A 14,481-nucleotide genomic window follows, 5' to 3' on the forward strand; every position below is an offset into this window, starting at 1 on the left:
TTTCAGTATAGTTGAGCTTATTATTGACTAGAGTCATGCTCTGCTGCAGCCTAGCCTTTGATCATAGTCCGGCTCTGCTCGCCCGTTGGTCTGGGAATCCGTCCGTCAACACATCTTGCGGGCAGGGTGACTGCACAGAGCCGTGGGATCCCTCCTGCCTATGCCGAAGGACTCCATCCAAGTAGCGCGAACGGCGGTTATGAGGGACGCAGCGCAAGCGATCGCAGGGAAGCCAGTGGCAACCAGAGGGCTCTAAAGCATCCTATACTGTTGCGGCTGTCCGAATCACGAGGAACCTGCCGCTTATGTCTGAGCTTCTCCCTTTGCCTTCCCTCCAAGACCGGGTGGCTGTGGTCACCGGAGCCAGCCGGGGCATTGGCCGGGCGATTGCCCTGCACCTGGGGGCCATTGGAGCAAAAGTGGCGATCAACTACGCCCGCTCCGCTGCCGAAGCCGAGTCCCTGGTGGAGGAGATCGCGGCCCTGGGGGGAGAAGGGATCCCTGTGGCCGCCGATGTGTCTTGCCCAGAGGCGGTGGAGAGCCTGTTTGCCCAGGTGATGGAGCGGTGGGGTCGGGTGGATGTGCTGGTGAACAATGCCGGCATGGCCCGCGACACCCTGCTGCTGCGCATGAAGCCAGAAGATTGGCAGGCGGTGCTGGATCTCAACCTGACGGGGGTCTTTCTCTGCCTGAAGGCAGCTGCCAAGATCATGGTGAAGCAGCGCCAGGGGCGCATCATCAACATCACCTCGGTGGTGGGCTTGGTGGGCAATGCCGGCCAGGCCAACTACAGCGCCGCCAAAGCAGGGGTGGTGGGCCTCACCAAGACGGCAGCCCGGGAGCTGGCCAGCCGCAACATCACCGTCAACGCCGTGGCACCGGGGTTCATCACCACCCAAATGACCGAAAAACTGGATCCTGGCCCGATTTTGGCGCAGATCCCCCTGGGGCGACTGGGATCCCCGGCAGAAGTGGCAGGGCTGGTGCGTTTTTTGGCGGCAGATCCGGCGGCGGCCTACATCACAGGACAGGTTTTTGCCATCGATGGCGGCATGGTGATGAGCTAGGCACTCTACCACGCCAGGGCTAGGCCATCGGCACGGGGTTCGGAAGCCGCAATGAAGTGATCCCCATCCCGCAAGAGGATCTGTCCCCGGCCAAAAAGACCGCAATCCTCTTCTGCGTCCACCACCTGCACTGCATGGCCGCGGGCGGAGAGTTCGCGCACCACCTGGGGCGGCACCGTGCTCTCCAGCGCCACCTGCGGGATCCCTTGATCCCACAGCACTCGCCAGCGGGGCGCATCCAGAGCCGCCTGGGGGTTCAGGCCGTAATCCACCAAATTCACCACCACCTGCACATGGCCTTGGGGCTGCATTGCCCCCCCCATGACACCAAAAGGGCCGAGGGGGATCCCTTCTCTGGATAGAAAAGCGGGGATGATCGTGTGGTAGGGGCGCTTGCGGGGGCCCACCTGGTTGGGATGGCCGGGCTCCAGGGTGAAACCCGTGCCGCGGTTGTGGAGAGCAATGCCCGTGCCCGGAACCAGCAGACCACTGCCGAAGCCATCGAAATTCGACTGAATCAAAGACACCATCAACTCACCATCAGCTGCAGCCAGGTAAACCGTTCCCCCCTCCGGCAGCCCTGGCGGAGCCAAGGAGATTGCCTCAGCCCCGATCAACTGCCGCCGCCGCTGTGCATAAGCCTTATCCAGCATCTGGGCAGGACTGACCCGCACATACTCCGGATCCGCCACCTGTCGGCTCACATCGGCAAAGGCCAGCTTCATTGCCTCAATCTGCAGGTGATAGCGCTCGCCGGCATCGTAGGAGATCCGACCCAGCTCAAAACCCTCCAAAAGGTTGAGCGCCATCAAAGCGGCAATGCCCTGCCCGTTGGGGGGGATCTCCCAGACGGTGTAGCCGCGGTAATCTGTATGGATGGGTTCCACCCAATCGGCCTGGTGCTGGGCCAAGTCGGCGGGGGACAGGAAGCCGCCCGTGGCCTCCGAGAAAGCCAGCAACTTCTCCGCCAGCTCCCCCCGGTAAAAACTCTCACCCCCGCTGTGGGCAATGGCCTTCAGGGTTTGGGCATGCAGGGGGCTGCTCCAGCGCTCCCCAGCCCGTGGGGCACGCCCTTGGGGAAAGAAAACGGCCTTGAAGGCCTCGTGGCGGGGATCTGGCAGGGGCAAATAGATGGACTCCGCCGCCTGCCACAGTTGGGCCACCTGGGGAGAGACCGGAAATCCCTCTTGCGCCAGACGAAGGGCAGGCACAAACAGACGCTCGAACGGCAGCTTTCCCCAGCGCCGGTGCAAGGTCTGCCAAGCGGAAACTGCCCCCGGCACCGTCACCGCTAACCAATCGTAGGGGGGGATCCGCCCATGGTCCCGGTACCGCTCCGGCGTCAGGGCGGCTGGGCTGCGACCGGAAGCATTCAACCCGTACAGCTGACCCTCCTCCCCCCCCTCCCACACCAGAGCAAAGGCATCGCCGCCAATGCCATTGGAGGTTGGCTCCACCACCGTCAAAGCCACCGCCATTGCCACGGCTGCATCCACAGCATTGCCGCCCGCCCAGAACATCTCCATGCCCGCCATTGCCGCCAAAGGTTGGCTGGTGGCCACGGATCCCTGTCTGCCCATCACCACCCGTCGCCGCGAAGCAAACGGATAGCGATCCAGGGCCTGCCGCAAAAAAGTGGGTGCTGGCATATCGCTACGCGACGCTCTCGCGAATGGGCTGGGCTCCCTACACAGGCAGGTTATCGCTACGCGACGCTCTCGCGAACAGGAGTGCGGCCAACTCCGCAAAGCTGTCCACCACCACATCTGCCCCGGCGTGGCGCAGTTCCTCGGCGGTGAAAGCCGTGGTGAGGCCCACCGCAAAACAGCCAGCCCCCTTAGCGGCGCGGATCCCATGGGTAGAATCTTCAATCACCCAACACAACGCCGGATCCAACCCCACAGCGGCAGCCGTTTTCAGGTAAGGCTCTGGGTCGGGCTTGGCCCGCTGAATGTCTTCGGCGGTAATCACCGCGTCAAACCAGCGGTGCAGGTCGAAGCGCTGGAAAATCTGCGCTTGATCCCGGCGGATGGCCGAAGTGGTGACGGCCAGGGCAGAAAAGCGCTGGCGGCTGGCCGCCAAAAACTCCAGCACCCCCGGCACCAGGGGTACCTCTGCCAGCAGCTCGCCAAAAGCCTTGGCCTTTTCCTCGATCAAGCGCTGCACCAGCAGGGGCCGTTCTGCAGGTGGGGTGTCCGTCTGGTGTTGGACAAGGTACTCGAACATGTCGCGGTCGGTGCGCCCCTTGAACTGCAGGGAGATGGGGGCCAAATCCAGGGATAGGTGGCAGCGTTGCAGGGCAATGGCCCCGGCGCGGGCATGGATTGGTTCCGAATCCACAATCACCCCGTCCATATCGAAGAGCAAGCCGGCAGTCACGTCAGCCTTCCCCTGTTGTAGGCACAGCACTTTGGATTGCATAGACATTATCGCTACGCGACGCTTTCGCGAATGGGCAAGCACGGGACAGGGATCCCCTTTAACAACCATACTGCCCCGTCTCCATCCCCCACCCGCAGAAGCGGCTGGTGATCTGCCAAATGGGATCCAACACATCGGTCAGGGCGTGGTCACTCTCCACCGCCACCAGTTGGGCCCAGGGGCGACGGGCCACATAGTCTCGACTGGCTTGAATGGGGATGGTGTCGTCTTGGATCCCGTGCACAATTAGGGTGGGCACAGGCCGTCGTAACCCCCCATCCGGGTAGCGCTGGGCATCGGCGACAAAGCCGTACTCCAAAGGGAGAGGGCGGCCTTCTCCGTAGTGAAACACCATGAGTTGTCCGGTTCGCTGCCAAGTCTCCACCGCCTCTGCCCCCAGCCGCGGCAGCCAATGGCCTAAAAAGCCAAAAGCCGGCGCCAAGAGCACCAAGCGCTGCACGCAAGGTTGTCGTTCGGCAACCCAAGCAGCCACCAGGCCCCCCAAGCTAGAGCCGATGAGGGTGACAGGGGGGTAGTTCATCTCGGCAAGCTGGCTGGAAACCTGCTGGATCTGGCGGGTCAGGGTGAGCTGGGCAAAATTGTCCTGGTTCAGATCAGGCACCTGAACAGGGATCCCCACCTGCTGCAGCCGCTGCCGAAAGAAAGTTGCCTTGGCCGACTGCGGCCCAGAGCCGAATCCATGCAGGTAAATCGCCAACACGGAAAGGGATCCCTATGGCCCTGTGGCTGCCGAGAGCCAGCCCGCTCCCAACACCACGCTGATGGAGAGGAAAAGGGTCGCTACCGTCCAGGTGATGCGGTTGAGGTTTTGCTCAGCACTCTTGGAGCTGGAGAACAGCTGGGCCTGCCCGCCAATGCCCGCCAACCCATCCCCCTTAGGGCTGTGCAGCAGCACCAAGATCACCAGCAAGATGGCCGAAGCCGACCAGAGAAACTCGAAAAACGCTTCCATCGCAGCGGATCCCTGTAGGGCAAGTTGCTAAGGCCATTATCGCTTGGAACCTCATCTTAGCGCACCCTGTCTCGGCATCGCTCCCATTTCAAACTCAACTCGGCAGGCCCAGACCCATCTACTTGCTTCTCAGGTGGAACGGGTGCTGCTCCTTCTGGGGGTGTTGCTTTGCCTCAAAAAACGACCCCAAACGGGGCCGCTCGGTCTTTTCCGAATCTCTATGGAGATCTCCAGTGGATCCCCACCTCACCTACAAGGGCAAACAGTATTCACCTCAGTAGCTTACGCCCCGGTAGGTCAGGGGCTGATGAGGGTGAGGCATCGCTTTCTTGCTGGTGTGGTGCACACAGAAGGTTTGACCGCGATACTGAGCCTGCAACTCCTCATCGCTGAGCTGAGTATGCGCAGGAACGTAGTCAAAGGTGTTGCCACGGAAAGAGAGTTTCATATATCGCCTCCATCAACGAAGGGTTGAGTTTGTTGTCGTTGGGCCCTACGCCACGGAAAGAGTGGCGCGATTCAGTTGAGGCGCGTTCCTTCGGGAAGACCCCTACTTCCGTCTCTGCACAGCTCCAGGCCACTGGTGAGCCAACTGCAGAGATGAACGATTTATCCTATGTCTGTATCATAACTTACGGTTTTGCAGGTTTTTTGGGGGATTTATAGAAATTTAATCCGGCCATACCCGCAAAAGGGATCCCTTGCCGTCGGCTCTTCCGCGGCTTCTCGGGCCTGACTGGGCAATCACCTATGCACTTTTCGGAATAGATTGCCGCAACCGGTTCCGGGCCCAGGGCACCAATCCCGTATTCGGCCAGTCTCCGCAAAATTCTAATTTCTTCTATTTCACCGCCTGCGCAAGTGCCTGCAGCCCTGCTCGCAGACGTTCCTCGATGTCGGCCTCTAGCTGTAGTGTTCCAGCAGCGTCCAACTGAATTTGAGAACTCAGGATATAAACCCCTCTCAGGATGTGGGTTGCCCCCATCACCGCCAGCACAGGTTTCATCGCAAAGTCGATGGACAGCAGATGGGCCAGGGTTCCCCCGGTGGCAATGGGGAGAATCACTTTACCGGTAAAGGCGTCTTGATCCAGCAAATCCAGCAGTGCCTTCAACACACCTGGATAGGAGGCTTTGTAAACGGGAGCAGAGATGACGATCCCGGTAGCTTGGGCCACCTTTTGCTGAATTGCCTTGAGTTGAGGGCTATCGAACTTGGCCAGTGCCAGATCCTCTGGGGGCAAATCCCGCACCGAAACAAACTGAGTGGTCAATCCCAGATCGGACAGGATCCCGGCAGCGTGATGCAAGATGGCTTCTGAGCGAGAAGGAGTGCTGGGACTACCGGAGAGCAGGAGGATGCTGGACATAGGCCGCAGACAGAATACTGCCTCAGTTGTACCAGGGATCCCATGTGAAAGATGATTAACCCACTCTCGCCCTGCCCCAGCATGCACGATAGCTTTGTCTCTCGACGTCATTCCCTGCTGGTCAAATTGCGGGCAAAATATGCCCCCCGACTCCCCACCTACTCAAGGGGTCGGGAACGTGATAGGTTAGATTCAGCAAGGGTTTCAGCTTGCTAAACTTGAGATTGATTTACGCGGGCGTAGTTCAGTGGTAGAACGCTAGCTTCCCAAGCTGGATGTCGTGAGTTCGAGTCTCATCGCCCGCTTCTCCCAGTCAACCGGCAAAACCCGCTTTCCGCAAGCATTCCCGGACTTGGCCTAGTCCGGGAAATCAATGAGCTCAAGGTAAAAAGGGGTAGTTCGGGGTCAGTAAGATCTCCTTGGCCAGTGCCCAGTTAGGCAATGAAGCATGCAACTTTACGAGTACGACTTCTATGCCTGGACGCAAAAGCAAGCCGCACTGCTGAAATCGGGGCAGTGGGATCAACTGGATATCGCCAACTTGGTGGAGGAAATCGAGGCTTTGGGCAGGCAAGAACGCCGGGAATTGCTGCACCGGCTGGGGATCCTGGTAGGGCATTTGCTGAAGTGGCAATTGCAACCCCACCTGCGAGGCAAAAGTTGGCGGGCAACGATTACTGAACAACGCCGCCAGATCCAGCGATTGCTCAAAGACAGTCCCAGCCTCAAGCCCGATCTTTCGGCAGCCCTGCAAGAGGCTCACCAGGACGGGATCCTGTTGGTGGTGAGAGAAACACCATTGTCTGAAGCAGATCTGCCTGCCCAGTGTCCCTACACATTTGAGCAGGTGATGGATCCCGACTTTTATCCTGGCAAGGAAGATCCCCAGTGATCTGCTCAGCCCCCGGAACCAGAACCAGGGAGGGAGGGATCCCGACCCCGGTGGGTCTCCATCTGGCTGTCCACTACCCGTCGCAGCACTCCGTTGACGAAAGCGGCGGCCTCAGGATCCCCGTATTTTTTGGCCAATTCTACAGCTTCGTTGATGGCAACCTTCACGGGGCTGCTGGCCAGTATTTCCATCTCCACCACCGCCAGGCGCAGGATATCTCGTTCGATCCGACCAACCCGCTGCAATTGCCAACCCACCAAAGCCTTTTGCAAACGAGCATCAATCGCCTCCTTGTGGGTTCGCAGGGCAGTTAACAGTTGCAAAGCGTAGGCGCGCACTTCTTGGGATTGGGCAATGTGCAACAGTTCCGGCATGGACAGGGCAACGCCCACCCGGTTGACTGCTCTTTGGGACAACTGGACAACCTCATCCAAGATGTGGCGGACGCTGTGCAGCCGCTGTTCCAGGTGTTCTAGGGCTTGGCCGGCGTTGCCGAGAGCCACTTGCACCTGCTGGATTAGCTCCAGCACTTCCCCCCGTAGGGCATTGGGGTCAGGAACGTCCGCCTCCTTCAGAGTGATTTCCAGGCGCTGCAGGTGTCGTTGGGCCTGCTGAAGGCGGAGGGTGACGGAGCGGGATCCACCCTCTTCCTTTGGATCCGAATCGGCCAACAATAGAGGATCGCTCTCGTGCAACAAACGGTCGCTGCGCTGGATTTCCGCCGCCGCTGTGGAGAGGGTTTCATGGGTCTCTTCACTCAGGGCGCGGATGGCTGCCAGCAGCAAGTCCTCCAGTTGTTTTTCGCTCAGTTTGGCCGCCGTGGCCGGCAGTTGATTGACCCCCAGCAGGGCCAGTTCGCGGGCAATACGCCGAGGTTGCATTGCAGAATATCCATAGCTTCTGAAAGACTGCCCCATTGCCGCAAGGCGGCGCGCAAGCGCTATCGGGCTTAGCCATGCTAGCAGGTTGCCAATCCATGAAGAACGAGAGACTCACCCGGTCAACCGGCCCTAAAACTGCGACTTAACACCCGAAACACCAAAGATGAACTCTGCTCTGTGCCAAAGCGAGATTGGCTGGATACCGAGAGGGTGAGCCGTCGTTTGCTGCGGGTGATGCCCACATACAGCAGCCGCAATCGCTCTGCTGCCAAATCCAAAAAGGCTTGCTTGGTGGCCGAGTCGGCCTGCAGCTCCCAGCCGCCTTTGGGGCTGAGCTGTCGCAACTGAGCCAGGGCCTCTGCCTGCATATCCACTTCATCCAAAAACTTCAGCCCCAGGGTTCGCTCCCCGTACTGGGTGGGAAACTCGTAGGCCGACACCTGGGGGATGAACACCTGATCCCATTCCAGCCCCTTGGCCCGATGCAGAGTCGTGACAGTGATGCTGCCCGGCTCGGGGTCGAAGGCGAAGATCTCCGAAGGCAAGTTGTTGAGGCGGTGATCCAGAATCACTTGAAATTCTTGGGCGATCTCCTGCCAATCGGTTTCGGGCAGGGATCCGAGCACCTGCTCCAGCTGATCGATTACATAGCGACCCACAAACAGCTCTTCCGGCTTGCGGTAGAGGCTTTGAACGATCACATTCAGCACCTCCGGCCAAGGGGAGCGCCCGGCCCGGAGCCAACCGGCAAGGGTGCGCAGCAGCCTGCCCAAGTTCTGCCAAGGCGGGCCATCGGGCAGAGCGGGAGCCTCACCAAAGTTGGGGAACAGCAGCCGCTCCGGCAGAGAGGCGCGGATCCAGCTCAACATCGGCCCCAGTTCAGCACGTGGGATCCCCGCCCAATCCGCCAAGCAATCCACAGCAGCAGCCAAGCGAGTGGGGGCAGTGGGCTGGGCAAACCAGTCGATGATTCCCTTGAGCTGCAACAACACCCGCCGCTGACTGGGACTGCCCCGCAACAGATCGATCACCCGCTCCGCTCCCATTTCCTGGAGATAGCTGAGGGCTTTGCCCCCCAGCTCGTTAGTGGTGACCAGAATGGCCACCGTTTGGCCGGGAAAAGCTTGGGCGGCTGCAATGGCCTGCCGCGCCACCTGTTGCAGCTCCTCTTCCGGGGATCCGACAACCCGCAGAAAGTCCACACCACCCTCGCTGGCCGGGGGGTTTTGGCCACCGGAGGTGGCCAGTTGAATGGGCTGGGGGGCCAGAGCGGTGCGCAAAGCCGGGATGGGGTGCTGCTGATTCACCCACTCCACCAGGCGGTTGGCCAAAGCGATGATCTGGGGGGCACTGCGGCTGGATTCATCCAAGAGCACCACCTGAGGGCTGGCCTGGCAAAAGGCGCGAAACAGCCGCGGCTCGGCGCTGGTAAAGGTGCCCATGATGCTCTGGTTGGGATCCCCCACCCGCACCAGGTTGCCGGTGCGTTGGCTGAGCAGCCGCAGCAGCTCTTCCTGCAGGGGGGAACTGTCTTGGGCCTCATCCTCGAACAGGTAGTCGTACCAGTTCTGCACCTGCTCCCGCAGCTCTGGACTGCCCTCGATCAAATCCACTGCTTGCCAGCCCAGGTCGTCGTAGTCTAACTTGCCCAGGCGACGCAATTCCGCTTGATAACCGGCGTAGATGGGAGCAGCCCAGCCCAGATAGCCCTCGCTGGGGATCACTTCTGGCCCCAGGCGCAGATTCTTGGCCCTGCTGATGACCACCTGCACCATCTGCTGGAAACTGCGCCGGAACTGGGCTCGGTTTTGGGCGATCTTTTGCGGGTTGTTGTCGCCGGGGATCAGCGGCTCCCAGAGCTGAGTATGGCGGACGAGCCAAGCGCGGCACAGGCGGCTGAGCAACCGCTCCTGTTCGTATCCCTCCAAAATAGACAGCTCCTCCCAACGGCTGGGGGCCTCCCGCAACACCCGCAACGACAAAGAATGCAGGGTAAAGGCCTGGGTAAAGCGAGCCGGATACCCCGCCCGTTGCAAACGTTGATTGATGCGGCTGATCAAGTTGCCCCGCGCCGAACGCATGTAGGTGAACACCCCGATGCGCTCCGGTGGGATCCCCCGATTGAGAATTAAATCGGCGATCAACAGCTCCAGAATAAAGGTCTTGCCGCTCCCCGGAACGGCGGCGATCCCCAGCGGCCCCGATTGGTAGGCCAACGCCTGTTGCTGCGCCGGACGCAGGGTGACCTCAGGAAAGGGAGAAGAAGCCAGACCCAGCATGGGATCCCTGCCTAGCTGAGGATGAAGGTCTCGATGGCTGCCGCCACCCCGTCTTCTGCCACAGGAGGGGCAATCCAATCGGCATGGGGCAAGAGAGCTGGCGAGGCATTTCCCATCGCCACCCCGATCCCCGCATACCGCAGCATCTCAATGTCGTTGTCGCCATCGCCAATGGCCATCACCTGCTCCGCCGACAACCCCAGCATTTCCTCGGCCAAAAAACGAACGGCATTGCCCTTGTTCACCGCCGGATGGGTAGCCTCGAGAAAAATCGGCTCTGAACGGGTGAGGTAGAGCTGGTCAGGGGAATACCGCCGCCGCAGGGATCCCTGCAATTCCTGCAGGAACTCGGTATCCTCAGAAACAGCCAGGATCTTGGTGGGGCTTCGTCCGTATTGGGCGGAAGAGAACATCTGGAACGGCACCTGAGAGCGCTCAGCATAGGCCTGACTGAGAGGGCTCAGCTCCCGTAAGTAGAGCTGGTCATCGATGTAAAGGTGAACCCCCACCGGCTGATCCTGCAACGCTTGCAACAACTCCTCGGCCAGCGGCCAGTCCAGGCTCCAGTGCTTTAGGGTCTTTTGGCTATCGGGATCCCGAATTAAAGCCCCCTGATAGCTGCATAGGGGCATATCGGCCCCAATCGCGTAGTGGAACCGCTCGGCAGAACGATGCATGCGACCCGTAGCGATGGCTACTCGCACCCCTGCTGCTTTGGCCTTCTGAATGGCCTCCCGAACCGGCTCTGAAACCTGGTTGGAAGGCCCGGCAATCGTGCCATCGATATCCACCACCAACAGCCGAATCTGGGCACGGGGTGGAGAAGATGCCCGCTCTCTTTCCTCGGCTTGGACGTTAGCCTGAGTTTGCATTGCTGTTGTTTGCCCTCCTCCTGGCAACCTTCCAGACCGTAGCATGGCTCTGCCTCGATTGGTTGACGGTCATTGGCCGGCTCAGTACACAAAGAATCAACACAGAAGAATTGAACAAGTGAGATGGCCGGGTGGGGGATCGGTTTCCGCCCCTATTCCCGCCAACGAGAAAGCGTAGAATTAAGAAAGACTAGCCCCGTGATGGATGAAAACATTGTGATCATGCTGAAACGAATCGGTCGCGTCTGCCGGCCTCTGCTGGCCATTGCCCTGGCCTTGACCTTGGCCCTGGCTCCCATAGGCGCTGTTTGGGCACGCAGTGGCGGTCGCATTGGCGGCGGATCTTTCCGGTCTCCGACGTTCTCTGCCCCCCGCTCGATTGGCCCGCACTACTCAGCTCCTGTCTACCCCAGCTATGGAGGCGGCTTTGGTTTTCCGCTGCTGGTGCCCTTTTTCTGGGGAGGGGGGGGTGGTGGCCTGCTGACGCTGCTGCTCCTGGTTGGGGCAGGTAGCTTTTTGGTGCAGACGCTGCGCTCGGGGATCAGATCCGAAGAAGGGGACGATAGCATTGGGGTTCGCGATCCCCAGGTAACTGTTGCGCAGGTAAAAGTGGGACTGCTGGCCAGCGCCCGGCAACTGCAAAAAGACATGAACGCCCTGGCTCTGGAGGCGGATACTCAGTCGCCAGAAGGGCTGAGCCAACTGTTGCAAGAGGTCACCCTTGGCTTGATGCGCTACAGCGACTACTGGGCCTATGGCCATGCCCAAGCGGAGAAGCTGCCCCTCTCCCGCGCCGAATCCCTGTTCTATCAAGCCTCTTTACAAGAACGGAGCAAGTTCAGCGTCGAAAGCCTCAGCAACCGCAACAACCAGATCCAACAAGTCTCCCAAGCGGCGCTGCAGCGATCTGCTGCTGGGATCCCAGATGTTGGCGAGTACCTGCTGGTAACTCTACTGGTTGCGTATCGTGGTAACTTGGGTACACTACCTGTAGTTAACTCCATGGCGGATCTGCGGCAGTGCCTGTTGCAGCTGGCTTCGATTCCGGCAGATCGGATTGTGGCCATCGAAGTGCTGTGGACGCCGCAGTTGGAGGGAGACACCCTGTCGGCAGAGGCGCTGTTGACCGAGTACCCGGAAATGCGGCTCCTTTGAGAGCCTTTGGGCGATAGACGGCAACTGTTGGCTGAGTGTCTCAACTCCTCGGGATCCCCGCCGCTCAGGCTAGGGAGGTTGTATGTCCGGGTTAGATGCTTCAGCGGGCAGAGGCCGTCGTTCCCCTTGGGCATGGTCTGGCCAAGTCAAGCAGGCAGATTCTCTGTTGGATGAGCTGTTCGAGGATTTGGAGAACAGCTTGGAAGAGGGGCTGTCAGAAGCCGGCGAATATCCTTACCTCGGCACACGGCCCCCACTGCCTTCCCGGCGCTTCTCTGCTGCCGGAGGATTACTGCTGGGTATGGCTTTGGCCGCTACCTTGGTGGCAGGGCTGGCTTTTTGGATGACCCTGCGCCCGCGGGCGGTGGTTTTTTCGCAGGCCACTCGGGATCCCTTGGCTGAGGCACCCAATTCTTCCCATTCCGATGCTCACCAGGAGCCCTTGCTTCCCACTGCTGCTGATGTGGATGAAAACCCCAAAGCTCCACCTGAGGATTCTGCAAAGGCTGTCTTGGTCGAACCGGCAAAACCGCCGACTGTTGCCGCTCCTCTTGCTTCAAGAGGGGCTGGTCTTCCCTCTCCCCCCAGGGTACCTGCGCCTCCGGTGCCAGCGCGGATCCCACCCCAGCCTCTGCCGCAGATGAAGCTGGTGGGATTGATCCACGATCCAGGTGCCCCCAAGGCTCTGATCTTGATCGACAACGTAGTACGTCAGGTGGCTGTTGGCCATGCGGTAAAAGCAGAGTGGCGGGTTACCTCCATCAGCCCCTACGGTGTGACGGTGAGCAATGGTGCTCAAAGCGTTACCTTGCAGTTGGGACTGTCGCAGCGGATCTGAATCACCTGGATAGGGATCCCTGCTGGGTTGAGCAGCGCCTGGAGGGTGGGAGATTCGATTGAAGGAGAAGGGGCAGATGAAATTCGCCAAGCTGGGGCGAATGAGCCGCTGCAGAGTGGGAGTGGGCTTAGTTCTGGGATACCTCTGTCTCGGGCTGTTGGCTTGTCGCAGTACACCCCCCCTCTCAGAATCCCCCTCTGGGATCCCGGCGGCCTATGCTAGCCGCCCGCAACTGCAAGGGAAGGCAGTGGTGGAGATGGAGGTGCAAACTGCTGAGGGGGTAGGCAAGGTGATCTTGGCGATCCACGGGGAAGCGGCACCCCTGACCGGCGGCCAGTTCGTGGATTTGGTTCAGCGGGGCTTTTACAATGGCCTCACCTTCCATCGGGTGGAAAAGGATCCGCAGCCTTTTGTGGTGCAGGGTGGGGATCCCCGTGGTGACGGTACAGGGGGTGCAACAGAGCCGGGGAGCAACCGCCTGCGCACCATCCCCCTGGAAATTCAGCTGCGTGGGGAACCCTACCCCCGCTACAACACCTTGATCCAGGATCCCGCTGCTCTGAGTAAGTTGCTCTTGCCCCATCGTTTGGGGGCGGTGGCCATGGCCCGTTCTAGCCCACTTGACTCGGCCTCTTCCCAGTTTTACATCACCCTCTCTGCTCTGCCGATTTTGGACGGGCGCTATGCCGTGTTCGGCTACGTCACCGAGGGGATGGAGTGGGTGGAGCGCATCCAGGTGGGAGATGTGATCCGCTCGGCGCGGGTGTTGGAAGGAGCGGACTTGCTCAGGGTTCCGGGATCCCAACCGGAAAGAGCAGATCAGATGGAGGATCCCGGCAGTTTATGATGGGCAGCAACTCTGCTGCTGGTTTGGTTGTTGTGGCTCTGGCTTTTGCCTTGAGGAAGGGCAAGTTTTGCCCCCGTCCCCTCCGCCAACACCTGGGCACCCCTTCATGCAAGAAGACGCTTTTTCCCCCCTTGAGCCCCTAGACGAGCTGCCACCTCACTCACCGCCGGAGGTGGATGTGGAGCTGATGCTGCAGCAGTTGCAGGATCCGGATCCCTATTTGCGGATGCAGGCGGCCCGCGCCTTCTGTGAGATCGAAGAACCCCGCGCCGTTAAACCCCTGCTGGCCCTAGTCCGGGATCCCTGCCCGTTGGTGCGGGTGGGAGCAGCCTATGCCCTAGGTCGGAATCCGGATCCCGCTGAGGTGGAGGTGCTGATCGAGGGCTTGCGCTGGGATTGGAACGGCTATGTGCGCAAAGGTTTGGTGTGGGCGTTGGGCAATGCCAAGGATCCGCGGGCGTACCCGGTGTTGCTGGAAGTGTTGGCCGAGGATATCGCGGCAGTGCGATTGTGGGCTGCCAGTGCCCTCGGACAATTGGCTCAGGCGCAGGCGTTGCCCGGCCCGGCATTGGATGAGGTGGTCGCAGCTCTCTGCCGGGGCTTGGCTCAAGATCCAATCGCAGCGGTACGCGGCAACTGTGCCTGGAGCTTAGGGATCCTGGGGCAACAGGTGAAACTGGCTCTCGAGGATCCCATTGTTTACACGATGCTAACAAGGCAATTGCTGACCAGCGCCAGTCGCGATCCCGATTGGGGGGTGCGGGATGACGCGCGGCTTGCCCTACAAAAGTTGGCGGATCCCGATTTGCTGGAGCATGACTCTAGTCAATAATAAGCTCAACCATACTGAAAATAATGTATAATATGTTCAGTACGGATTACTACCA

15 protein-coding genes, 1 tRNA gene and 1 riboswitch are annotated in these 14,481 nt (G+C 60.1%); of the genes, 7 read left to right on the forward strand and 9 right to left on the reverse strand.

Annotated features, from left to right (window positions below):
- Nucleotides 1-305 precede the first annotated feature (305 nt).
- Nucleotides 306-1,067 carry a 3-oxoacyl-[acyl-carrier-protein] reductase gene (fabG, locus tag NW843_RS10160; RefSeq protein ID WP_011433672.1) on the forward strand — a complete coding sequence of 254 codons (762 nt, stop codon included), beginning with the start codon at nucleotides 306-308 and terminating at the stop codon, nucleotides 1,065-1,067.
- Between the two features lie 5 nt (nucleotides 1,068-1,072).
- Here fabG and NW843_RS10165 read toward each other — a convergent pair whose 3' ends face one another.
- The 6 genes from NW843_RS10165 to ssuE form a co-directional block, all read right to left on the reverse strand.
- Entirely contained in the window at nucleotides 1,073-2,716 is a 1,644-nt protein-coding gene (locus NW843_RS10165) for a gamma-glutamyltransferase family protein (protein WP_414522870.1), read from the reverse strand.
- Between the two features lie 37 nt (nucleotides 2,717-2,753).
- On the reverse strand, nucleotides 2,754-3,488 hold the full coding sequence (locus NW843_RS10170) for an HAD family hydrolase (RefSeq protein WP_414343669.1): 735 nt from the start codon (nucleotides 3,486-3,488) through the stop codon (nucleotides 2,754-2,756).
- Between the two features lie 58 nt (nucleotides 3,489-3,546).
- The gene (locus tag NW843_RS10175) at nucleotides 3,547-4,209 is read right to left on the reverse strand and encodes a YqiA/YcfP family alpha/beta fold hydrolase (RefSeq protein ID WP_414388296.1); all 663 of its coding nucleotides are present in this window, start codon (nucleotides 4,207-4,209) and stop codon (nucleotides 3,547-3,549) included.
- A 12-nt stretch (nucleotides 4,210-4,221) separates the two neighbouring features.
- The gene (gene secG / locus NW843_RS10180; protein WP_011433676.1) at nucleotides 4,222-4,461 is read right to left on the reverse strand and encodes a preprotein translocase subunit SecG; all 240 of its coding nucleotides are present in this window, start codon (nucleotides 4,459-4,461) and stop codon (nucleotides 4,222-4,224) included.
- A 274-nt stretch (nucleotides 4,462-4,735) separates the two neighbouring features.
- Nucleotides 4,736-4,909, reverse strand: a complete 174-nt coding sequence (locus NW843_RS10185; protein ID WP_083757650.1) for a DUF4278 domain-containing protein — start codon at nucleotides 4,907-4,909, stop codon at nucleotides 4,736-4,738.
- 79 nt (nucleotides 4,910-4,988) lie between these two features.
- A riboswitch (Glutamine riboswitch) is annotated at nucleotides 4,989-5,070 on the reverse strand.
- A 232-nt stretch (nucleotides 5,071-5,302) separates the two neighbouring features.
- Nucleotides 5,303-5,830, reverse strand: coding sequence for an NADPH-dependent FMN reductase (gene ssuE / locus NW843_RS10190; RefSeq protein WP_414522871.1), 528 nt, complete (start codon nucleotides 5,828-5,830; stop codon nucleotides 5,303-5,305).
- Between the two features lie 233 nt (nucleotides 5,831-6,063).
- On the opposite strand from ssuE, the gene NW843_RS10195 reads away from it, so the two are divergent.
- Together NW843_RS10195 and NW843_RS10200 are read left to right on the forward strand one after the other, a co-directional pair.
- Nucleotides 6,064-6,135: transfer RNA gene (locus NW843_RS10195), tRNA-Gly, on the forward strand.
- A gap of 143 nt (nucleotides 6,136-6,278) precedes the next feature.
- On the forward strand, nucleotides 6,279-6,722 hold the full coding sequence (locus tag NW843_RS10200) for a DUF29 domain-containing protein (protein ID WP_414331397.1): 444 nt from the start codon (nucleotides 6,279-6,281) through the stop codon (nucleotides 6,720-6,722).
- 5 nt (nucleotides 6,723-6,727) lie between these two features.
- Here NW843_RS10200 and nusB read toward each other — a convergent pair whose 3' ends face one another.
- The 3 genes from nusB to NW843_RS10215 form a co-directional block, all read right to left on the reverse strand.
- Entirely contained in the window at nucleotides 6,728-7,603 is an 876-nt protein-coding gene (gene nusB / locus NW843_RS10205; RefSeq protein ID WP_414522872.1) for a transcription antitermination factor NusB, read from the reverse strand.
- A gap of 119 nt (nucleotides 7,604-7,722) precedes the next feature.
- Entirely contained in the window at nucleotides 7,723-9,882 is a 2,160-nt protein-coding gene (locus NW843_RS10210; protein ID WP_414522873.1) for an ATP-dependent helicase, read from the reverse strand.
- Between the two features lie 11 nt (nucleotides 9,883-9,893).
- Nucleotides 9,894-10,754: a Cof-type HAD-IIB family hydrolase gene (locus NW843_RS10215; protein WP_414330353.1), complete on the reverse strand. Its 861-nt coding sequence runs from the start codon at nucleotides 10,752-10,754 to the stop codon at nucleotides 9,894-9,896.
- 222 nt (nucleotides 10,755-10,976) lie between these two features.
- On the opposite strand from NW843_RS10215, the gene NW843_RS10220 reads away from it, so the two are divergent.
- From NW843_RS10220 to NW843_RS10235, 4 genes are all read left to right on the forward strand, one after another.
- Nucleotides 10,977-11,909: a DUF1517 domain-containing protein gene (locus NW843_RS10220; RefSeq protein ID WP_041437464.1), complete on the forward strand. Its 933-nt coding sequence runs from the start codon at nucleotides 10,977-10,979 to the stop codon at nucleotides 11,907-11,909.
- Nucleotides 11,910-11,991: 82 nt separating this feature from the next.
- A complete protein-coding gene (locus tag NW843_RS10225) occupies nucleotides 11,992-12,747 on the forward strand; it encodes a hypothetical protein (RefSeq protein WP_414522874.1) in 756 nt (251 codons plus the stop codon).
- Nucleotides 12,748-12,823: 76 nt separating this feature from the next.
- Nucleotides 12,824-13,594, forward strand: coding sequence for a peptidylprolyl isomerase (locus tag NW843_RS10230; protein WP_011433685.1), 771 nt, complete (start codon nucleotides 12,824-12,826; stop codon nucleotides 13,592-13,594).
- 106 nt (nucleotides 13,595-13,700) lie between these two features.
- Nucleotides 13,701-14,426 (forward strand): HEAT repeat domain-containing protein, encoded by a 726-nt coding sequence (locus NW843_RS10235; protein WP_414522875.1) that lies wholly within the window; start codon nucleotides 13,701-13,703, stop codon nucleotides 14,424-14,426.
- Nucleotides 14,427-14,481: the final 55 nt, after the last annotated feature.

It is taken from the genome of Synechococcus sp. R5-12 (assembly GCF_047502655.1).
GTDB lineage: Bacteria > Cyanobacteriota > Cyanobacteriia > Thermostichales > Thermostichaceae > Thermostichus.

Excerpts from the sequence above, each read along its gene's own strand:
- fabG (WP_011433672.1), top strand. The coding sequence starts at position 306 with ATGTCTGAGCTTCTCCCTTTGCCTTCCCTCCAAGACCGGGTGGCTGTG.
- NW843_RS10165 (WP_414522870.1), bottom strand. The coding sequence starts at position 2,716 with ATGCCAGCACCCACTTTTTTGCGGCAGGCCCTGGATCGCTATCCGTTT.
- NW843_RS10170 (WP_414343669.1), bottom strand. The coding sequence starts at position 3,488 with ATGCAATCCAAAGTGCTGTGCCTACAACAGGGGAAGGCTGACGTGACT.
- secG (WP_011433676.1), bottom strand. The coding sequence starts at position 4,461 with ATGGAAGCGTTTTTCGAGTTTCTCTGGTCGGCTTCGGCCATCTTGCTG.
- NW843_RS10185 (WP_083757650.1), bottom strand. The coding sequence starts at position 4,909 with ATGAAACTCTCTTTCCGTGGCAACACCTTTGACTACGTTCCTGCGCAT.
- ssuE (WP_414522871.1), bottom strand. The coding sequence starts at position 5,830 with ATGTCCAGCATCCTCCTGCTCTCCGGTAGTCCCAGCACTCCTTCTCGC.
- NW843_RS10200 (WP_414331397.1), top strand. The coding sequence starts at position 6,279 with ATGCAACTTTACGAGTACGACTTCTATGCCTGGACGCAAAAGCAAGCC.
- nusB (WP_414522872.1), bottom strand. The coding sequence starts at position 7,603 with ATGCAACCTCGGCGTATTGCCCGCGAACTGGCCCTGCTGGGGGTCAAT.
- NW843_RS10210 (WP_414522873.1), bottom strand. The coding sequence starts at position 9,882 with ATGCTGGGTCTGGCTTCTTCTCCCTTTCCTGAGGTCACCCTGCGTCCG.
- NW843_RS10215 (WP_414330353.1), bottom strand. The coding sequence starts at position 10,754 with ATGCAAACTCAGGCTAACGTCCAAGCCGAGGAAAGAGAGCGGGCATCT.
- NW843_RS10220 (WP_041437464.1), top strand. The coding sequence starts at position 10,977 with ATGCTGAAACGAATCGGTCGCGTCTGCCGGCCTCTGCTGGCCATTGCC.
- NW843_RS10225 (WP_414522874.1), top strand. The coding sequence starts at position 11,992 with ATGTCCGGGTTAGATGCTTCAGCGGGCAGAGGCCGTCGTTCCCCTTGG.
- NW843_RS10230 (WP_011433685.1), top strand. The coding sequence starts at position 12,824 with ATGAAATTCGCCAAGCTGGGGCGAATGAGCCGCTGCAGAGTGGGAGTG.
- NW843_RS10235 (WP_414522875.1), top strand. The coding sequence starts at position 13,701 with ATGCAAGAAGACGCTTTTTCCCCCCTTGAGCCCCTAGACGAGCTGCCA.